The sequence below is a fragment of the Shewanella sp. SM20 genome, from assembly GCF_025654545.1.
Taxonomy (GTDB): domain Bacteria; phylum Pseudomonadota; class Gammaproteobacteria; order Enterobacterales; family Shewanellaceae; genus Shewanella; species Shewanella oncorhynchi.
The window spans coordinates 1-20,344 of the sequence record NZ_JAKKRK010000042.1 but is presented as its reverse complement, the minus strand read 5'-3'; the positions used below and the strand labels follow the sequence as shown (position 1 = coordinate 20,344).

The window sequence follows — 20,344 nt, the reverse complement described above, 5'->3', positions numbered from 1 at the left end:
GTTGAGCATTTGTGCAACTAATCTTGTCTATGCCTCTAGTTGTTTGATTTATCCTTGCGCAGGCGTATTATGCGCTCAAAATTAATGGTTGCCGGAGACCAAATGAGAATAGCGATTTTATCGCAAGGGCCAGAGTTATATTCAACGAAGCGACTCGTTGAAGCGGCTCAATTACGTGGTCATGAAGTACACGTAATCAATCCCCTTGAATGTTATATGAATATCAACATGCGGCAATCGAGTATCCACATTGGCGGGCGAGAGTTACCTGCATTTGATGCCGTGATCCCCCGTATTGGGGCGTCGATTACCTTTTATGGTTCGGCGGTGTTGCGCCAATTTGAGATGATGGGCGTCTATGCCTTAAATGATTCAGTTGGAATTTCCCGCTCACGGGACAAATTGCGTTCTATGCAGCTGATGTCACGCCGCGGTATTGGTTTGCCTATTACCGGTTTTGCCAATAAACCGAGTGATATTCCAGACTTAATTGATATGGTGGGTGGCGCGCCTCTGGTGATTAAATTACTCGAAGGCACTCAAGGCATTGGCGTGGTATTAGCCGAGACCCGCAAAGCGGCTGAGAGCGTGATTGAAGCCTTTATGGGCCTTAAAGCCAACATCATGGTGCAGGAATATATCAAAGAAGCCAACGGCGCAGACATTCGTTGTTTCGTGCTCGGCGATAAAGTGATTGCCGCCATGAAACGTCAAGCTATGCCCGGTGAGTTCCGCTCTAATTTGCACCGTGGTGGCACGGCGAGTTTAGTCAAACTGACTCCTGAAGAGCGCTCTGTAGCTATTCGTGCGGCGAAGACGATGGGATTAAATGTGGCAGGGGTTGATTTGTTACGCTCAAACCATGGCCCTGTGATCATGGAAGTGAACTCTTCACCAGGGCTTGAGGGGATTGAAGGCGCCACCACGAAAGATGTTGCGGGTGCTATTATTGATTTTGTTGAAAAAAATGCGATTAAAGTAAAAAAGGTGACGCAAGCACAGGGGTAATGCCTCGGTTGTCGAGTATTGACTACGGAATATCAACACTTGATTCACCTCCTTATGGGTAACGGCGTTAAGCACTAGCTTATCCATTCAAGCGAACAGAATAGGGGAAAACGATGACATTAACTTGGATAGATTCGTTAGATATTGCGTTGGAATTACTCGAAGCACACCCAGAGGTGAATCCCACTCAGCTGCATTTCACCCAACTGTATGAGTGGGTGTTAGCTTTGAATGATTTTGCTGATGATCCTAAGCATTGCAATGAAAAAATACTGGAAGCAATTCAGCAGTGTTGGATTGATGAAAAGTAGTGAGCACAGTTGTGGTACGGCTTTTTATGTGAGGCATCTTGTCCTTCAGAAAATTAACTAAGGTGATTTACCTCACGTATTTGCAGTGGCGCAGAGAATATTTCGCGAGAGTTTGATCACAGTCAAGTTCATTTTCAGTGGATATCGTAATTTGTTGTATATTGGTTAAGGCATTTATATGGCTTAACTTTATTATCGCAACTGCAAGGATGTTCACATGAAACTTTTGCTTGTATTGTTATGTATGCTTGTCCCTTCAATGGCTTGGGCTCATCCAGGTCATGGCGGTGTCGGTTTATTCCATCACTTGTTAGATCTTGCACCCGCAGTCATTTTAGTCGCTTTGATTGCATGGGCTGGTATTTGGGCAAAAAATAGAAAATAATCCCATTTTTTAATGAGTTAATGAACCCTGCTAAGGATTTATCCTCCTAGCGGGGTATTTTGTGTGATCAAACTGATTACGAATAAAGCGAATGTGCGCAATATCTCAGACTAATTTGCTATAAAGATAGGATTTAGCTTTTAAATTTCGTATAATCCGCGCGAATTTTTTAAACTTGCTGACAAAGGAAGCTAGTTATGGCGGTCGAACGCACATTTTCTATTATCAAGCCAGATGCTGTTGCAAAAAACCACATCGGTGCTATCTACAATCGTTTTGAAACTGCTGGTCTTAAGATCGTTGCAGCTAAAATGTTACACCTGACCAAAGAACAAGCTGAAGGTTTCTATGCTGAGCATAGCGAGCGCGGTTTCTTCGGTGCTCTGGTTGCATTTATGACTTCTGGTCCAATCATGGTCCAAGTATTAGAAGGCGAAAACGCTGTTTTAGCTCACCGTGAAATTTTAGGTGCAACTAATCCTGCTCAAGCAGCTCCTGGTACTATCCGTGCTGATTTCGCAGAAAGCATTGACGAAAACGCGGCTCACGGTTCAGATGCTGTTGAATCTGCTGCTCGTGAAATTGCTTACTTCTTCAGCGCTGAAGAATTGTGTCCACGCACTCGTTAATTCGATGCTAAGACTGAAAAAGGAGCTTAGGCTCCTTTTTTATTGGCTGCAATTTAGCGAATATAGATTTCCATATTGCAATGATGCTAATCCCTTTATACAAATCATACGTCAATTCAAAGTGTTAAAACTTAATAAAATTTTGTTTTTATTAGTCTTTTTAAATTTTGCACATTTTTTTAATTTTCTTGCTTGAAATTTTCTCTCCCGTCCTTATATCTATTTCAGGATCGCTCGATGAGGATCCTAGTGTGAATTCTGTGCCGTAAGGACAGAAGATTTAACTCGGCAGACTCTACAAGCGTTTTCATCGTGAAAACCGTCCGCCAATTCTCCATATTGCTTAAGACAAGGATATGAATATGCGTAATTATGATCTAGCTCCCCTGTACCGTAGTGCCATTGGTTTTGACCGTTTAGCTCAGCTGGCAGAACATGCCGCCGCTAATAATGGCAATACTGGCTATCCCCCATATAACATTGAATTATTAGGCGAAAATCGCTATCGCATTACTATGGCCGTGGCCGGATTCTCAATGAATGAACTTGAGATCAGCAGTGAAGGTGAGAAATTACTGGTGAAAGGCAACAAAGCTGAAAGCCAAACCGAGCGTAAATACTTGTACCAAGGCATAGCGGAACGCGGTTTTGAGCGCACTTTCCAACTGGCAGACTATGTCACTGTGCTCGGCGCAAGTTTAGAAAATGGCTTACTCAATATTGATTTAGTGCGTGAAATCCCTGAAGCATTGAAACCACGCAAAATTGAGATCACTTCATCGCGCTTGCTAGACAGCCAGTCATAATTGACACTGTGGTAACCACCTAAAAACAAGGGGAGCATAATGCTCCCCTTGTTTTTGTGTTCACGCAAAAAATGTCCGCGAGATTTCCGTGAGAAAGTTACGCTTTCATGGCCTTTTCTCCGCGAGCCAAACCCACCACACCGGAGCGAGAGACTTCGACCAATTTAGTCACTTCACCTAGCGCATGAATAAACGCATCGAGTTTCTCTGATGTGCCGACCATTTGGATGGTATATAAATTGGCGGTGACATCGACAATCTGGCCGCGGAAAATGTCCGCCATCCGTTTAACTTCTTCCCTAAACTCGCCTTGGGCGCGGACCTTGATAAGGGCTAATTCGCGTTCAATATAAGCTGACTCGGTAATATTCGAAACTTTTAACACATCGATGAGTTTATGTAGCTGCTTCTCTATTTGCTCTAACACCATTTCATCGGCAACGACTGTGATGTTAAGCCGCGACAGTGTGATATCGTCCGTTGGCGCCACCGTTAAACTTTCAATGTTATAGCCGCGCTGTGAAAACAAACCGACCACACGAGAAAGGGCGCCGGATTGGTTTTCTAATAATACAGATATAATTCGACGCATTAGCATTTCTCCGTCTTGGTCAGCCACATTTCATTCATCGCACCACCACGGATCAACATTGGGTACACGTGCTCAGTTTCATCCACCATGATGTCGATAAAGACCAGTCTGTCTTTCATCGCCAGCGCTTCTGCCATTTTTGACTCAAGTTCGGCGGGATCGCTGATCGTCATACCTACATGGCCATAGGCCTCGGCAATTTTGGCAAAATTAGGTACTGAATCCATATAGGAATGTGAGTGACGGCCAGAGTAAATCATGTCCTGCCATTGTTTAACCATGCCAAGGAAACGATTGTTTAAGTTGATAATTTTAACCGGCGTATCATATTGCAGCGCGGTCGAAAGCTCTTGAATGTTCATCTGGATTGAACCATCACCCGTGACACAGACAACCGTGGCATCAGGCATCGCCATTTTAACCCCCATTGCGGCGGGTAGGCCAAACCCCATGGTGCCTAGACCCCCTGAGTTGATCCAGCGGCGCGGCTTATCGAACGGATAGTACAAGGCGGCAAACATCTGGTGCTGGCCAACATCAGAGGCGACATAGGCATCGCCATTGGTCAGCTTATACAAGGTTTCAATCACTTGCTGTGGTTTGATGCGACCACTGTTTTTGTCATAGGCCAGACAATCGCGGCCGCGCCATTGCTCAATATCATTCCACCAAGTGGCGATGGCATCGTTGTCATTGTGCTCGTTCGATTCATCTAACAGTGTCAACATGCTGTCTAAAATACTGTCGGCCGACCCTACGATGGGAATATCGACGTGGATAGTTTTTGAAATAGACGAGGGGTCGATATCTATGTGCAAAATGGTCGCGTTCGGGCAATATTTTTCCACATTATTAGTGGTTCTATCGTCGAAGCGCACACCAATACCGAAGATCAAATCGCAGTTATGCATTGTCATGTTGGCTTCGTAGCGACCGTGCATCCCTAACATGCCTAGGCTGTTTTTGTGGGTACTTGGAAAAGCCCCTAGTCCCATAAGTGTGCTGACGACGGGAATATTTAATCTCTCAGCTAATTGTAAAATTTGCTTATCACAACCCGAGATAATGGCGCCGCCACCGACATAGAGCACAGGCTTTTTAGCCGCTAATAGTGCCTGTAGTCCACGACGGATCTGTCCTTTATGCCCCGAGGTTGTCGGGTTGTATGAGCGCATTTTCACGCTTTCGGGATAAATATATTCGTGCAGTAGCGCTGGGTTTAAGCAATCTTTTGGCAGGTCGACGACCACAGGCCCAGGACGGCCGGTAGAGGCAATATAAAAGGCTTTTTTTATCGTTTCAGGGATTTGAGTGGGATCTTTAACTAAAAAGCTATGTTTGACCACTGGACGAGAGATGCCGATCATATCGCATTCTTGGAAGGCGTCATTACCGATAAGGTTGCTCGGTACTTGACCCGATAATACGACGAGGGGAATAGAGTCCATGTAGGCGGTGGCAATACCGGTAATCGCGTTGGTGGCACCGGGTCCTGAAGTGACTAATACCACACCCACTTTACCCGTGGCGCGGGCGTAGCCATCGGCCATGTGTACGGCGGCTTGTTCGTGGCGAACGAGTATGTGTTCAATACCTGGGATAACGTGCAGGGCATCGTAGATATCTAAAACTGAACCGCCAGGATAGCCAAAAATGTGCTTTACGCCTTCATCAATCAAAGAACGCACTATCATGCTGGCGCCGGATAACATCTCCATGTGGAACTCCTATTGCATAGTACCGTTACGGTAAACAGTATTTTGTTACAGCGACGGTAATCGCTCTAAAAATTAAGCCTGAAGGGTAATTCAGACTCCGAAATGCTGAACTGACTTCGTAGAAGACAAGTGATTCATCCTTAGGATGCAGCAACTGTTGCAATGAACAGAATTTCATCATATTCAAAAAAAACAACATTTCAAGCCTTTTATGTAAAAAGTAACCAACTTGAAACAATTTCACGTTTGAATGGGTGGAGAACTTGCTGGAATCGCCAAGTAATCTAGGCTGATTTATGGACTTATTTTATATTTTTCAGATTGTTAGATGCTTAAAAAGCAAAAACGGCACTAAAAGTGCCGTTTTGCTGTGGGACGTTAGATAAGCAGATACTTAACTGTTGCGATTGAATATTACTTATTTGCTACATTAGTGAAGGCTAATGCGCTGTTTTCACGCGATCAAACATGTGTTGCCGATGTGGCATTGGTATCCATGGCTCTTAGAAATAGACCCTTAAAAATAGATCCTTAAATCGTCGGCTGTATTTGATGTTTTGGACGATTAAATTGGCAAATGCCGACTAACGCAATAGAGCCTAACATGAGGGCGGAGAAGGGCACTGCTGTGCCATCATAGAACACCGCTAATAACGGCCCCGCTAACGCGCCACAGCCAAATCTTAAGGTGCCAATAACCGCTGTTGCCGTTCCGGTTTCTTGTTTGAACTTCATCAGCACTATCGCATCGGCGTTGACCGACATCACCCCTAGGCTGCCCATCAAAGGAATAAGCATGATCACGGTAAAATGATAGCTCATATCCAGTAGGTTGACGGTTAATAAACCAGCTCCCGCAATAGCGCCAAAAAAGGTCGATACGTGCAACATACGCAGCGAACCATAGCGGCCGACAATGCGAGTATTAATGATATTGGCCAACATCAAAGCGCCAACGTTGGTGCTAAACAAGATGGCAAAATAGGATTTATCTAAGGCAAAGACTTCCATATAAACGAAGGGTGATGCGGTGAGATAACAGAAAAACGCAAAAGACGTTAACACGCCGCTGGCAATGTTTAACTTAACGCCAGATCGGGAAAATACGGTCGCATAGGCACCAAGAAACGATTTTTGGCTGCGGGTATCCATATCTTTATCGCTGGGCATTTTTAGCGCAAACAGCACGAGTAATAACAGGGTTGCTGCATAGGCAGATTGAATGAAGAAGATTAAATGCCAATCACCGAGTTCTAAGATAATGCTGCCAATGCTAGGTGCCAGTAATGGCGCTAACATCATGATTAAACTCACGTAAGACATACCTTTGGCGGTATTGTCGCCATAGACTTCTTTGATGTATCCCGGCACCACCACAGTCGCTGCTGCGCCGATAAAGGCCTGCAAAAAGCGTAGTCCAAGAAAGATTTCGACTTGACCAGCAAAACCAATCAATAAACTTGTTAGCATAAAGCCACTCAGCCCCATTATCACCATAGGGCGACGGCCAATGCGGTCAGCTAAGGGACCGAAACACAACATGCCCAGTGCATAACCTGCTAAGTAGATACTCAGGGACTGTTGCACTGTTGTGATATCGGTATGAAAACTAAGGGCCAATGTCGACATCGCAGGTAAGTACATGTCGATGGCCAATGGTGTGATCGCGACAATCGCCGCTAGCATGGGAATAAGCAGTGCTAAATTCGGTATATGTCTGCCGTTATGGGCAGAAGGTTGTGATTGTGGGTCCACTGTTACCTCGGGTGGCGAAAGAATTGAAAGCGTATTTCTCAGGGTTATGCGGCGTGGTTTAAATTGTACTAGGACAATTCACTCTAATCCGTCCATTTTTAGCCAGCATCTTGCGCTAATTGGCAGTGTTTGGGGAAAAGTGAATTGTGCTTCGATCAATTTTCACGGTAAGGCATTAAGCAATAGCATAGTAAAGCGCTAGGACAAATAAACCAATCTTTGCGATGATTTCTTTACCGTATTTTACCGATTAAATTGTAACTAAGTAGCAAGTCTCGATAATCGAGGTATAACCTTGGCGGCTCGAGCCGTTATCCTCCAATATGCTTCATTCAAAAGTGTTAGTTGTCATCTGAGTGTCACTGCTTTGTCATCTAGGTGTCTTTTATGCTGACTAATTTAGTTGGCTTTAGCTTCACCCTACTAAAAATAAAATATTCAGGAATGACACGATGAAAACACAACGACTCCCGCTTGCAGCCGCCATTATGGCGAGCTTATTGCTAGGTGCTTGCAGCGGTGATGATGGCGCAGCAGGTGATAAAGGCGACAACGGCTTAAATTCACTGGTTAAAGTGACCGCATTAACTATTGGTGATGCAAATTGTCCCGCCGGTGGTCAGCGTATCGATACCGGATTAGATGCCAACCATAATGGACAATTGGATAACAGTGAAATTGCAGTCGCGCAAACCCAATATGTTTGCCAGCCACAAACTGCAAGCTTAAAAGCAGAGTTGATTGGTCGTCATCAGACTGGCGTTTATGGCTTAAGTGCTGCCGAAATCGTTGAATATCACAGTGCATCTAACCGTATTTTTGTGGTCAATGCGATCAGCGGCAAAGTCGATATTATCGATGGCAGCTTATTAGTGACTGCATCAAACGCCACAGATCCTTTAGCATTGAATAATCTCGACAAATTAGCTGAACTCGATGTTGCTAAGGATGTGGGTCAAACCTTTATGGGTAGCGTTAACAGCGTGAGTATTTCAGGCAACTTGTTAGCGGCTGCCATTGAGCGTGGTGACTCTGCAGGCAATAAAACTCAAGCCAATGGTTTTGTAGCTTTTTATCAGCTTAATGGCACAGATGCTCCACAGTTTATCAGCGCCGTCGAAGTCGGTGCTTTACCCGATAATGTAGTGTTCACCCACGACGGTAAAACTTTACTCGTGGCCAATGAAGGCGAACCTAATCCTGCTTATACCTTAGATCCTGAAGGCAGTGTTGCGCTGATTGCGATTACTGACGGTAAGCCTGCAGCCGCTGCGACCATCATAGATTTTAGTGTGTTTAATCATGGCGGTGCGCGTGCAACTGAAATCACCGCTGACATTAAAATTAATGGCCCAATGGCGAGTGTGGCGCAGGATTTAGAACCTGAATATATCGCCATTAGCCAAGATAACCGCCGTGCATTTGTCAGTTTACAAGAGAACAATGCTATTGCCGTGATTGATATCGCCAATGCGAAAGTCTCAAAGATTTTACCACTAGGCCTCAAAGATTACGGGCTTGATGTGAATAAAATTGATGCGAGTGACAAAGACAATCTTGTGAACCTGCAAAGCTACACTGGGGTGTACGGCATGTATCAACCCGATACCCTTGCTAGCTACCGTTGGAATAACACTGACTTTATTGTGACTGCGAATGAAGGTGACTCCCGTGACTATGCGGCTTTTTCGGAAGAAGCCCGCGCAGGGGATTTAGTGCTCGACCCGAATCACCCACAATTTGCCGCCGCAAAAGATAAAACCCAATTAGCGCGTCTTAAGGTAACGACGAGCATGGGGGACGATGATAAGGATGGCGACTACGACAAAGTCGTGAGCTTTGGTGCTCGTTCCTTCTCGATTTGGAATGCTGATGGTCAGCAAGTGTTTGACAGTGGCAGTGATTTTGAACGTATTACCGCCGCACTACTGGGGGATAAGTTCAACAATAACAACGAAGAAAATAAAGGTGATAGTCGCAGCGATGACAAGGGGCCAGAGCCAGAAGCTTTAGCCCTAGGCCAAATTGGTCAACGACTATATGCCTTTGTTGGTTTAGAACGTACCTCTGGCTTTATGATCTATGACGTGACTAATCCTTTTGATGTGCATTTTGTCGACTATGTTGTGAACCGTGATTTTGAAGCTGACTTCGTTGTCGATACCGCTACAGGTGCAGTCAAAGGTGATGCAACATTGGCGGGTGATTTGGGACCAGAAGGGATGAAATTTGTCAGTGCCGATAAAAGCCCTAACGGTAATCCTTTGTTAATAATAGGCAATGAAGTTAGTGGCACAACGAGTGTTTACCAACTCAAGATCAAGTAATTGAGTTTTACTCAGTCACCTGAGCATCGCGCTTTGGACGTGGGCCTTGTGAGTTCTTGATATAACCGCTCTAAAATCCACCATTGGCGGCATGAATACCGCCAATGGTGAGGGTTTAGGCTATCCAACCGAGCCATAGCCACCACAGATAATCCAGTGGAATAAGTGCAACTAGAGTTATTGCCGCTAGAGGTAAGGTGATGCGAAGTATTTTAGTTAATGGCTCTTGGGATAATTGCATCGCCAAAATCAAAGGAGCCACCTGATAAGGAAAAATCACGGTTGAAAACCCGATCACCTGCGTCATTAATACCGCAGGGGTGGAGAAGCCAGTTGCATTGGCAAAGTCTGCCGCCATGGGGGATAACACAGTCGGCACGCCTGGAACCGTTGCCACTAATCCTGTTAGCGTCGCGATTAACGATAACGACATAAAATTCAGGAACGATGCCCCTTGCTGCAAGGGTAACCATTCACTGAACAGTTGACCTAGCGCAGTGCCGAGCCCGGAATGATTGACCAATGCTCCCAGACCTAAGGCCGCCGCGACAAAAATGACGGTCGACAAATCCACTGAACTATTAAAACTCTTAGGCTCAAGCACTCCCCATTTTGGGAGCAATAACAAGATAGCCGTTGTTAATCCTACCCAAGCGGGGTTGATGCCGTGCAGCGAGTCAGTCACCCAAAAGAGCAAAGTAATCGCCAGTAACAGTGCAACTTTCTTTTGCATACCAAGGTTATAAGCTTCTTTTTCAATAACGCGTTCAGGCTGATTTTTATCAATTTTTGCAGGAAATAGGAAGATAACTAGCGCCACAATCAATATCGATTTGAGTAAACCAAGGATTGGAAAATGCAATAAGAGATACTCAGTATAACCAAAGTGGATATTGAATAGATTCTCACTGGAACCCGCTAATATCATGTTGGGAATATTCGCGGGCAACACGGCAAAACTGGGCATGTTACACGCCAGTGCCAAGGCGGTCGCAATGCCTATCCGCCCATGGCTACCACGAGCAAAACCGACTTGCTTGGCTAACGCCATACCAATAGGCACCAGTACCACTGCACGGCCAACGGATGAGGGCATCACAAAGCCAAGCAGCACGGCACTAAAGACCAAACCCGCAATTAAGCGTGGATAACTTGTGGTCAGTATTGGGGCAATCAAACTGGCCATTCTGCGACTTAAACCTGACTGAGTGATTGCACTGCCGATCACAAACCCTGAAATGATTAACCACACCGCAGTTGAGCCGAATCCGGAGAAAAGTATACTCGGCTCAATGAGTTTAAAAATGGTGGCAAGGGCAAAAAAGATTAACCCCGCCATAAAGGGCGGGAAGAAACCTGTGCTCCAAAACATCAAGGTCACTAACACTACGCCTGCGCTGTAGGAAAACACCGCGGGATGCTGACTTAGCGGAAAAAGCGCAAGTAAAGTAGCGATCAACAGTGCACTGAAAAACGCTAGCTGTTTAACGCCAATAAAACGTTTCATGTTTACCGACCTATTGGGTTGAATACGTAAAAGATGCCTACTAAGATAGCTGACTTAGTTTGGCGTTTTAAGAGGGTAATATGTCAAAACATGTTCCTAAAGCGACATTATTAACACCCAGTGATGCGGCGTTTATCATAGATGCCAATCGGCCCGTGCTGACCCATACTCGCAATATGGCGGCGGAAGCGGGTATCGAGCCTCACTCGCACCCGCGGGGTCAGTTACTTTGGGCCGTCAAAGGCTTGTTACGTGTTCGCAGTGAAAATGCCGTTTGGGTGGTACCCTCAACCCATGCCGTTTGGATCCCTTGCAATTTGCCCCATCAAGTGAACAGTGAAACCCACGCCCATACTCGCAATATCTATATTGATCCTAGCTATGATGTTAGGCCACAGGATACGCAAGTGGTGATGGTGACGATGACAGCGTTGATGCGCGAATTAGTGCTTAAACTTTGTGAAAGTTCACATCTTATGGACAGTGGACAACTGCATCGGCTGGGTTTGGTTGCCATCGATGAGCTTCAAACTCTGGACAGTCTGGATGCCCATTTACCTGCTGGCTCAGATCCAAGACTCAGCCGCTTGATCCAAACGCTGATCCGACGTCCAAAAGTGAGTTACTCACTGACCGAGTTAGCCGAAATGGGCGGCGCGAGTGTGAGAACTATTGAGCGACTATTCAAAGCTGAAACTGGGCTTACTTATCGACAATGGCGACAAAGATTTCGTTTGTTAAATTCGCTTGAGAGCTTAAGCCAAGGGGAGAGCACAACTATGGTGGCCCATAGTTTAGGTTATTTGAGTGTCAGCAGTTTCAGTGCCGCCTTTAAAATGCAATTTGGTTGCACGCCGCAAGATTACCCGCAGCATAAGCCTATGAAAAGCGGGCGCTAAATCAGGCATCATAAAACCGTCTATAAAAAAGCTAGAACAATATCTAGGATGCTGTTCTAGCCTGCAATTTATCAAAGTATTGTTAAGCTAATGCGCTATTTTAATCGGCTATTTCAACTTGTCATTTCAATGCCGCTGGGACGATAGGGTAATAATCCCAGACTTGGCCATCGGTCATTGAGCGCACCAGTTTGATGTATTCGGCATGGGTCCAGGCAAGCGGTGTGGCAGAGTTGGTGCCTTGTCCGAGTTGGTAATGATAACGGGTGGCGTCGCCGACACCGTCCCACGCTTGCTCGGGTAACATCATGCCAGCATTCGCAAACGTTTCCATGCCTTGCACATAGGTGTTGATTAACTGCTGCTTGGTTTGCTGCGCGTTATTGCCTGTTAGCTCACCTTTTGCTTGGGCGAGTGCTAATTCAAAATGACCGCGCTCGCCGGTGAAGAATGGCCAGATTCGGCCGCGTTGATCGGCGCTGTTGCTGCCGGATTCCGCATAGTTATTGCCAGAAACCGTATCCTCACCGTAGCCGTCGTTACCATAACGTCTAAAGCCTGGGATAGTGCTGCCATCTTTGGCGGTAAACTCGTATTTTATGCGTAGATTTGGTTCAAGCTCTGTATTATCAATCAGTTGAAGGCTTTGCTTGATGAGCTTGTCAGTTGCACCGCGCACGCCATAACGCACTAGTTCTAAAAATCCGCCATCGAGGATTTGACGCTGATCTAAACCTTGCTTACCGTTATTTGCCGCCAGTGTATCGCTAGTATTTGGCTTTCCATTCGGGCTTAAACGTAAATAGTAAGGCGGGCTGACGCCTGCGCTGTTCTTCAATAATCCTTGGGTGGTGACTAAATGCTTTTCCAAGCTGTCACTTAAGCTTTTAGCGGCAGCAAGATAACGGCTGCTGGAGTCGATATCCTTGGCTTCTTTGGCGATGTCACTCGCGGCAACAAGACCGGCAATCACTGCGGCCGTTGTTGAGGGGGAGTAACCCGCTTGTTCTTCCCAACGCTCTTGCTGGGTTTTGGGCGGGGTGATTTGGGTGTGATTCCAATCCAGATTGACGTCACCGCCGCTGATCAAAAAGTCCGCTGCACCTTTGAGCATCTCTTGATACCAGTGACTGATCTCATCAGGGGTGAGTACGCCCGCTTGCCAGAGTTTCCAGCCGAGCATGATAGGCATGGCAGTTTGATCGAGTTGCACGCCGACCCATTCAATTTGGCCATCCACATGGGTCTTTTGCAGGAACCAACCGGGCGTACCCGTAAAGCCGGGCGTCTTTTCGGTCACTTGCACTTTTTTCAGGTATTCGAAGGCCACTTTGGGCGTTTGCGTGTCACCCATGGCGAGGAATGCCATGGCGCATTGGTAAAAGTCGCGCGGCCATACCGCTTTATAGCCAGTGCTCGGCACGGCTGCCGAAACCGTATCGCCCCAAGGATTAGATAACGAGGCGATAAGTGCGCCCGCATAGGTTTTATCTTCCTGCGCTTTCAAGACCATAGCGCTGGTATACAGCAGCTTACCGTTATCGGTCGTGTTGTTGGCCATGTTAGCGATGGCGGGCAGTGAGCTTAGGTAATCGTGCCAGCCTGCATTGTAATGGCTGAGCACAGCATCATAACCTGCGGCCAAGGTGGCATCGGCATTGGCTAAACTTTGTGCTTCATCTTTACCAAAACCGATGGCGAGATTAAAAGTGACGGGTTTGGCTTTGATGAGCGTAGGGTAGCTTGCGGTAAAGGCGATATTGCCGACGGTCGATTTATCTTGCGCACTGGTTATTTGATAGGGCGTATCGAGTTTGCCGTTATCGGCCAAATCGGCTAGGCCATCGGAGACACCGACAAAGCCAGTCGTAGCCTGCACAAAATTCAGATCGGATTTTACCGTCATTACGCTACTGTCTTTGGCGGCGGTATAGGCCACCAGCGCCTGATTATTAGCATGACTGTCAGTATGAGTGTCGATGCGGCCGATATCATTGGCGCCCGCATTGTCGATATGCGGATTGACATACAAATGCGGTGTAATGCCATCTTCAAAGGCGGTAAAGGTGACACGCATCATCAAAGTGTCGCGGTTGGGATCGGTAAAGATATGCTTTTCAATCTGATACTTACCTTCAACATCTTTATTGATAATTTTATAGGCAAGGGATTGCGGGCGACCATTAGTATCTGTATCTAAATATTCTATGCTGCTGATGGTGTTATCTTTTTCGGTATCGACAAAGCCATTTCCCGTGATCACAAATTGCAGTTCTTTGAGCTGCGCATTGTGAATAAGACCATACATGGTTTCGGTTAAAATACCTTGGGCGAGGGAGAACCAAACACGGCTAATGGGATTTTGCTTAGCATCTTGGTATTGACCTTGGGTGTAAGGCTCGTAAGACGTTCCAATACCGGTTTTACCCGAAAATGCCCAAGTCGGCGCTTTACCCGGTGCGCCGGGCGCAACCCGCTGCACATTTGGCGCGGCATTCACACTTGTGGCAGTTGTTGCTGAATTCGATGTGGGTGAACAGGCCGCTAATCCTATTATCCCTAATAGGCTTGCGGCGACGGCAAGCGCTAGGCGGCTGTGCCTTGTTAACGCTTGTGTGTGACGGTTTTGGCTGGTGTGCAGATCCTGCTGCGGCGTAGGACTCGATTCCATCTCGTTCTCCCCAAATAATGGTTTTATTTTTATAGTGATTGAATTGATAAAGATATTTTATGCAGCTGTGATTAGCCAAATGACCGAATTCACCGCGCTTAACATGCATTGCTGCATGTCGCCTAATGTGTATCGCTGCTATAAAGAGCTAACTTTTATTTGTTAATTTTATTCGTTAATTTGCTTGTGGCTTTCGTGATTGAGTGGGTCTTGCGGTTCATCGCTGCAATTTGATTATTTGAGTTATTTTGTTCGACAATGTCTTGGTCGACAAATAATACGGCAATGCCTGCACACATCATCAAGACGCCACCTGTGATCAGTGCATAAATAGGTTGACCATCGAACAGACCATTGAGCACTAAACCCAGCACACTGGCGGCAAGAAGCTGCGGGATGACGATGAAGAAGTTAAAAATCCCCATGTAAACGCCCATTTTTTGCGGGGGTAACATGCCCGACAACATGGCGTAGGGCACAGATAAAATTGACGCCCACGCGATACCGACACCTATCATAGGCAGCCATAACAGGCTTGGGTCTTTAATAAAAAAGAAACTAATCAAACCTATACCACCACAGAACATATTGGCTGTGTGGGTTAGCTTGATGCCAATACGCTTAGCCAGCATAGGAATAAAAATCGCGGCAATGGCGGCAAAACCATTGTAGGAGGCGAACAGTACGCCGACCCAATCTGCGCCGTCGTTATAAGCTTGGGACAACACATCGCTGCTGCCAAAATGGTAAGACGTCACGGCGGCAGTGGTGTAAATCCACATGGCAAACAGTGCGAACCAAGAGAAAAACTGCACGATCGCCAGTTGATGCATGGCTTTGGGCATATGGAACAAGTCATCGACCACGCTAAATACCATGCCGAGCTTATTGCGTTCAGCGGGTTGTGAATGGCCCAAACGCAGCGCGCAATACAGTTGTAATGGGCCAAAGGCGAAAATCCCTAAGCTCAAAATATACAGCTGCTTGTCTAAATCTTGCGCCCCAATAGCGAAGGTGAGCAGGGCGCCGAGACCCATCCATACGAAGGAGGCAAATTGATAATCCTTGCGGGTACGAGTGCGGGCTAAAGTTTCATCTTCAGCATCGACTTGTTTTGCGTTAAAGGCGGCTAGTTCTTCAGGGGAATATTCTCTTGACGATACGACAGTCCAACTGACGGCGAGCAATAACACTGCGCCACCGAAATAGAAGGCATAACGCACTGAATCGGCAATTTCACCTGCTGGTGCAGTATTCGCAACATCAAAAAAGTGAGTCAAAATATAGGGTAAGGCCGAAGCCACCACAGCGCCAATGCCGATGAAAAAGCTTTGCATGGCATAGCCTTGAGTACGTTGGCTTTTCGGTAAATTGTCACCGACGAAGGCGCGAAATGGCTCCATGGCGATGTTGATCGAGGCATCCATGATCCATAACATGCCGGCGGCAATCCACAGGGTAGGCGAGTGCGGCATGATAAAAATGGCAAGGGTAGTAAAAATCGCGCCAATCAAAAAATAGGGGCGGCGACGGCCAAGGCGTCCCCAAGTGTTATCACTCAAATAACCAATAATAGGTTGAACCAATAAACCCGTTAGCGGCGCGGCAATCCACAGTATGGGGATTTCATCGATAGAAGCCCCTAAGGTTTGAAAAATGCGGCTGACGTTGGCATTTTGCAGGGCAAACCCAAATTGAATGCCTAAAAAACCGAAACACATATTAAAAATTTGCCAGAAACTCAGCTCAGGTTGTTGCTTGAATGCATGCGGCAACTGAGGCGCTGCGGCTTGATGGGGATCTTGCTGGTAATTCGAAGACATTGAACTTCCTTTCTGTTGCTGGCAGTCGTTCTGCCTTGAGTGCTTATTGTTTTAATTGTTTTGCCTAGCAATGGATTGGCACTGTACTTTGCTTTTATGTGGTGAGCTATTTCATCACAGCCAAGAGCATACAATAAAAGCCAAGAGTCAGATTCATGGCTTATTCATGGTGCTTTCGCGCATGCGATGAATGAGTGTACTCTGTGAAAAAATAGCGAATATACTCCTCCCTCAGAAGCATATTCGCCGATAAATTCATTTCAAATTTGGGCTAACACCTTAATTCAAAGGGGTTAGCCCAAGTGAGTGGCCTAAAGCCAGTCAGCAGAAAGAACTTAAGCCTGATAGCAATCCTTGTATGTAACCCTATCAGAAACGACCTCACAGATTTCAAACCCCACAAGCAGAGGGTGAAACGAGCGGATTTATAGTAGCCTCGGCGTAGATTTTTGCACAACTGCTTACATACGTATTCATCATGGCTTAGTAACTGGATGGAAACATAGGTGTAACGCATTTAGACGGTTTATCAATAGTCATAGGCTTGCTGGAATGCTCAAATAACTCTCTAATCTTGTTAGAATACTTGATGATCAGTCATTGCATTATTTTTCAGATAAAAGGGTATTGTTATTGCGGATGTTAACTGAGTGATAAAATCAACCGCAGCATAACTGACGGCGAGTTCAATGCACTTAATCAGACTCAGCATGCAATAAATATCCAGTACGGATGCTGATAGCTTGACTCGAAAGTCGCGCACTCTGCACTATGATAATAGCCAGCCTAGATATGGTGGGATCAGATAGGTACTTAGCTTATGATGATCGCCAGATTAAGCGTTTTTCGTTCGATTATTTTAAATTTTTTCAGTTGATTAAAGGATCCCTATGTTTGTTGTCTCGCTTACCTATAAAAAGCCAATTGCAGAAGTGGAGTTACATTTAGCCGCCCATATTGCTTATCTTGATGAGTATTATGCCGCAGGGACTTTTGTCGCCTCGGGTCGTAAGGTGCCACGTACCGGTGGCGTCATCCTCGCCAAGGCTGAAAGTCGCGCGGCGCTAGAGGCTATTTTGCAGCAAGATCCTTTCTGCATTGCCGATGTCGCTGAGTTTGAGGTGATAGAGTTTGTGCCGACTAAAACGGCGCCAGGGTTAGAGCCGTTGCTTGAAGTGATTTAACCTACATCTTTGTTTGAAAATTATTCCGTGCACTTGGTTATAACAGGCTTGGCGGGTTGGGGGACATAGAGTTCCCCCCATTTGGGTGTTAGTCGGTGTTTATGCTGTTTTCGGGGCGAACTTTTCCGATATTCTGCGACCTAGTTTGGTATTATGCCGTTTTCCCTCTTGAAACCTTACGCAGGTTTCCGCTGCGCGAGTCCCGCTTTTTATGTCTATTCAAACGCTGTTATCGACGGCTCTGGCGAAACGCCATGATTTTTTACAACAAGCAGAACAGGATCAAACCGATTGTTTTCGGGTGTTCCATGGCACAGTCGAAGGCGTCAGTGGCTTGAATATCGACCGTTATGGCGATACTTGGCTAGTGCAGAGTTTTCATCAGACCTTAACCGACGAAGAGTTGGTTGATGTCGGCACTGTTTTGTTGCAACAGGCCGATTTGCCGATAGTGTATAACGATCGTTCATTAGGCCATTCCCGTGTATTGAATGCCTTATCTCCCGCACTGACAGAGATTGCGAGTTCTGAGCGAGTAATGCAGGAAAATGGCATCAAGTTCAGCACTAAACTGCGCCACGAAGGACAAGATCCGCTGTTATTCCTTGATATGCGCATTGGCCGCGAATATGTGCGGGCACACAGCCAAGATAAAACTGTGCTGAATTTGTTTTCCTACACCTGCGGCATTGGTACTGCGGCAGCCATCGGCGGCGCGACTCAGGTGATGAATGTTGATTTTTCTTCCTTTGCTTTAGCGACGGGCAAAGCGAATGCGGCGTTAAATCAGGTGTCGAATGTATGTGAGTTTGTGCAGAGTGATGCGTTTCCGGTCCTGCGCCAATTGGCAGGCTTGAGTGTGGGAGGGCGTCGCAATCAAAAATTACCGAGTTATCCCAAATTGGCGCAAACCCAGTTTGATCTGGTGTTCCTCGATCCGCCGCGTTATGCCAAGAGTGCTTTTGGTATTGTTGATTTGGTCAATGATTATCAAGGTTTGTTCAAGCCCGCATTAATGGCGACCAAAGTCGGTGGCACTATCGTTTGCTGTAACAATGTGGCGAAAGTCGAGCGCCAAGCATGGTTTGACAGTTTAGTGCGCTGCGTTGAAAAACAAGGCCGTACAGTCACTACGCACACTTGGCTCGATCCCCATGAGGATTTCCCTTCGTTCGATGACAATCATCCACTTAAAATAGTGGCACTGACATTAAGTTAGTTATACAAATGGTATAGTGATAAGAACTACATAGTGATATTAACAAGCAGGGCACCCGATTCGGTGCCCTGTTTATTTGTCCATTTATTTGCCGCTAGATGGGCTGTAAATGGAAGGCAATCGCGACGCGGTTCCAGCCATTAATGGCAATGATTAAGCTGGTGAGGTCGACAATTTCTTTCTCGGAATAGTGCTCGGCCAGCTGAGCATATTGACTATCAGGGACGGGGGCCGACGCAACTTGGGTGAGTATTTCTGTCCACACTAAAGCTGCTCGTTCCTGTTCATCAAATACCCCATCGACCTCATGCCAAGCGGCAAGTAAATCTAAACGCAGTTGCTCTTCGCCATCGTTTCTGGCTTCCTCTGCGTGCATGCGTTGGCAGAAAGCACAGCCATTGAGTTGCGATGCTCTAAGCTTGACTAAATGCACCAGTAATGGCGAAAAGTGGGAGTCGCCCGCTGCTTTGTCTAAGCTTAACAGTGCGTTGGCGAGTGCGGGTTGTAGCTGATAAATTTGCTGGCGTGGTATTCGTTCTGACATAAAAGCCTCCTATAAGCTGAGGCTTCAATCTAAGCGGTTAGCGCGACGTAGGATTGGATATTTGCGACATTTTACGCTTTTTGTATTGTCCTGGTGTTTGCTGTGTCACCCGTACAAAGTGTTGATGTAGATGGGCTTGATCGTAAAATCCGCAATCGAATGCGACCTGCACTAGGCTGAGGTTAGGTGATTGGCTGAGTAAATTGCGGGCGATTTTGACTCTGTTTAATTGCAGTAACTGCGCGGGTGACAATCCGGTTTCTTGTTTAAATCTTCGTTCAAATTGACGGCGGCTTAAGGGCAGTTGCCTATAGAAATCCTCTAAACTGGCTTGGGTTTGAGTAAGCTTTGGTAAACTCGCCTGCACTAAGCTAATCATAGCGCTTTTATGTCGAGATAAGGCCGCATCACATTGCTGCTGGGTGAGCTGCAATAACCAGTGCTCAAGTAGGGCGACGCGTTGGGCTGGCTGATTGGTTTCCGCCAGTTGCGATAGCAGTTGATCCAATCCTGTTAGCTGCAATTGCGTCGCATCAATAGCCTTCATTGATGCGGCAGACAGAATATCTTGCAGTTCAATGCCAAGTAAATGAAACGCGCCGCCGGGGTGAAAGCGAACTGTCATCAGCTCGATTCCTGGTAAAAAGGCGTGGGAATGTCGGCTCTGACCACAATGAAACAACACTTGAGGTTCATCGCCACTGAGTGCTGAAGAATCCCCTGATGATTTACAAATAAATCATCAAATTAGAGTGGAAGCGCATCTTGTTGCATGATCAAATGGTTTCGCTAAAAACTACACTTGGACAACAAGATGCGCGAAGCCAATATCCTACAACATTCTTTACACCAATACTGCCCAGAACTTCACCTAAAACGATTAAACAGCTTGATGCTGGCCTCTAAGGCACTGATTGAATGTAAGACACTGACCTTGACTGAGTTAGGTCGAAAGTTAGGTCGAAA

Annotated in this window: 16 protein-coding genes and 2 pseudogenes; 10 read left to right on the top strand and 8 right to left on the bottom strand. The window is 46.3% G+C overall.

Annotated features, from left to right (window positions below; translation table 11 throughout):
- Nucleotides 1–102 precede the first annotated feature (102 nt).
- The 5 genes from rimK to L5M18_RS16555 all read left to right on the top strand — a co-directional run bounded on the left by rimK (nt 103) and on the right by L5M18_RS16555 (nt 3,139).
- Entirely contained in the window at nt 103–1,008 is a 906-nt protein-coding gene (gene rimK, locus L5M18_RS16575) for a 30S ribosomal protein S6--L-glutamate ligase (RefSeq protein ID WP_006081851.1), read from the top strand.
- A 113-nt stretch (nt 1,009–1,121) separates the two neighbouring features.
- Nucleotides 1,122–1,319 carry a Fe-S cluster assembly protein IscX gene (gene iscX / locus L5M18_RS16570; RefSeq protein ID WP_028759821.1) on the top strand — a complete coding sequence of 66 codons (198 nt, stop codon included), beginning with the start codon at nt 1,122–1,124 and terminating at the stop codon, nt 1,317–1,319.
- Nucleotides 1,320–1,536: 217 nt separating this feature from the next.
- The gene (locus tag L5M18_RS16565) at nt 1,537–1,704 is read left to right on the top strand and encodes a hypothetical protein (RefSeq protein ID WP_006081849.1); all 168 of its coding nucleotides are present in this window, start codon (nt 1,537–1,539) and stop codon (nt 1,702–1,704) included.
- 197 nt (nt 1,705–1,901) lie between these two features.
- Nucleotides 1,902–2,333, top strand: coding sequence for a nucleoside-diphosphate kinase (gene ndk, locus L5M18_RS16560; RefSeq protein ID WP_263197819.1), 432 nt, complete (start codon nt 1,902–1,904; stop codon nt 2,331–2,333).
- A gap of 362 nt (nt 2,334–2,695) precedes the next feature.
- The gene (locus L5M18_RS16555; protein ID WP_028759822.1) at nt 2,696–3,139 is read left to right on the top strand and encodes an Hsp20 family protein; all 444 of its coding nucleotides are present in this window, start codon (nt 2,696–2,698) and stop codon (nt 3,137–3,139) included.
- A 97-nt stretch (nt 3,140–3,236) separates the two neighbouring features.
- Here the strand turns inward: L5M18_RS16555 and ilvN are convergent, their stop codons facing one another.
- The 3 genes from ilvN to L5M18_RS16540 all read right to left on the bottom strand — a co-directional run bounded on the left by ilvN (nt 3,237) and on the right by L5M18_RS16540 (nt 7,204).
- A complete protein-coding gene (gene ilvN, locus L5M18_RS16550; RefSeq protein ID WP_028759823.1) occupies nt 3,237–3,731 on the bottom strand; it encodes an acetolactate synthase small subunit in 495 nt (164 codons plus the stop codon).
- On the bottom strand, nt 3,731–5,449 hold the full coding sequence (locus tag L5M18_RS16545) for an acetolactate synthase 3 large subunit (RefSeq protein WP_105252618.1): 1,719 nt from the start codon (nt 5,447–5,449) through the stop codon (nt 3,731–3,733). Before L5M18_RS16545 ends, ilvN begins: the two co-directional genes overlap by 1 nt.
- A 531-nt stretch (nt 5,450–5,980) precedes the next feature.
- On the bottom strand, nt 5,981–7,204 hold the full coding sequence (locus tag L5M18_RS16540; protein WP_263197818.1) for a multidrug effflux MFS transporter: 1,224 nt from the start codon (nt 7,202–7,204) through the stop codon (nt 5,981–5,983).
- Between the two features lie 452 nt (nt 7,205–7,656).
- On the opposite strand from L5M18_RS16540, the gene L5M18_RS16535 reads away from it, so the two are divergent.
- Nucleotides 7,657–9,531, top strand: coding sequence for a choice-of-anchor I family protein (locus L5M18_RS16535; RefSeq protein WP_263197816.1), 1,875 nt, complete (start codon nt 7,657–7,659; stop codon nt 9,529–9,531).
- A 115-nt stretch (nt 9,532–9,646) separates the two neighbouring features.
- Here L5M18_RS16535 and L5M18_RS16530 read toward each other — a convergent pair whose 3' ends face one another.
- Entirely contained in the window at nt 9,647–11,038 is a 1,392-nt protein-coding gene (locus L5M18_RS16530) for an SLC13 family permease (RefSeq protein ID WP_263197815.1), read from the bottom strand.
- Nucleotides 11,039–11,118: 80 nt separating this feature from the next.
- Between L5M18_RS16530 and L5M18_RS16525 the strand changes: the two genes are divergently transcribed.
- The gene (locus L5M18_RS16525; RefSeq protein ID WP_263197814.1) at nt 11,119–11,937 is read left to right on the top strand and encodes an AraC family transcriptional regulator; all 819 of its coding nucleotides are present in this window, start codon (nt 11,119–11,121) and stop codon (nt 11,935–11,937) included.
- A gap of 121 nt (nt 11,938–12,058) precedes the next feature.
- Here L5M18_RS16525 and L5M18_RS16520 read toward each other — a convergent pair whose 3' ends face one another.
- On the bottom strand, nt 12,059–14,608 hold the full coding sequence (locus tag L5M18_RS16520) for a glycoside hydrolase family 15 protein (RefSeq protein WP_263197812.1): 2,550 nt from the start codon (nt 14,606–14,608) through the stop codon (nt 12,059–12,061).
- Nucleotides 14,609–14,763: 155 nt separating this feature from the next.
- On the bottom strand, nt 14,764–16,431 hold the full coding sequence (locus L5M18_RS16515) for an MFS transporter (protein WP_263197810.1): 1,668 nt from the start codon (nt 16,429–16,431) through the stop codon (nt 14,764–14,766).
- 890 nt (nt 16,432–17,321) lie between these two features.
- Between L5M18_RS16515 and L5M18_RS16510 the strand changes: the two genes are divergently transcribed.
- Complete coding sequence (locus L5M18_RS16510; RefSeq protein ID WP_198572268.1) at nt 17,322–17,615, top strand: YciI family protein; 294 nt, start codon at nt 17,322–17,324, stop codon at nt 17,613–17,615.
- Nucleotides 17,616–17,826: 211 nt separating this feature from the next.
- Complete coding sequence (locus tag L5M18_RS16505) at nt 17,827–18,834, top strand: class I SAM-dependent rRNA methyltransferase (RefSeq protein WP_263197809.1); 1,008 nt, start codon at nt 17,827–17,829, stop codon at nt 18,832–18,834.
- Between the two features lie 94 nt (nt 18,835–18,928).
- On the opposite strand, the gene L5M18_RS16500 is transcribed toward L5M18_RS16505, so the two are convergent.
- Both L5M18_RS16500 and L5M18_RS16495 read right to left on the bottom strand, forming a co-directional pair.
- A complete protein-coding gene (locus tag L5M18_RS16500) occupies nt 18,929–19,378 on the bottom strand; it encodes a carboxymuconolactone decarboxylase family protein (RefSeq protein ID WP_263197807.1) in 450 nt (149 codons plus the stop codon).
- 37 nt (nt 19,379–19,415) lie between these two features.
- Nucleotides 19,416–20,093: pseudogene (locus L5M18_RS16495) on the bottom strand (helix-turn-helix domain-containing protein); the annotation flags it as partial.
- A gap of 99 nt (nt 20,094–20,192) precedes the next feature.
- Here L5M18_RS16495 and L5M18_RS16490 point away from each other — a divergent pair.
- Nucleotides 20,193–20,344, top strand: a pseudogene (locus L5M18_RS16490) (IS4 family transposase); the annotation flags it as partial.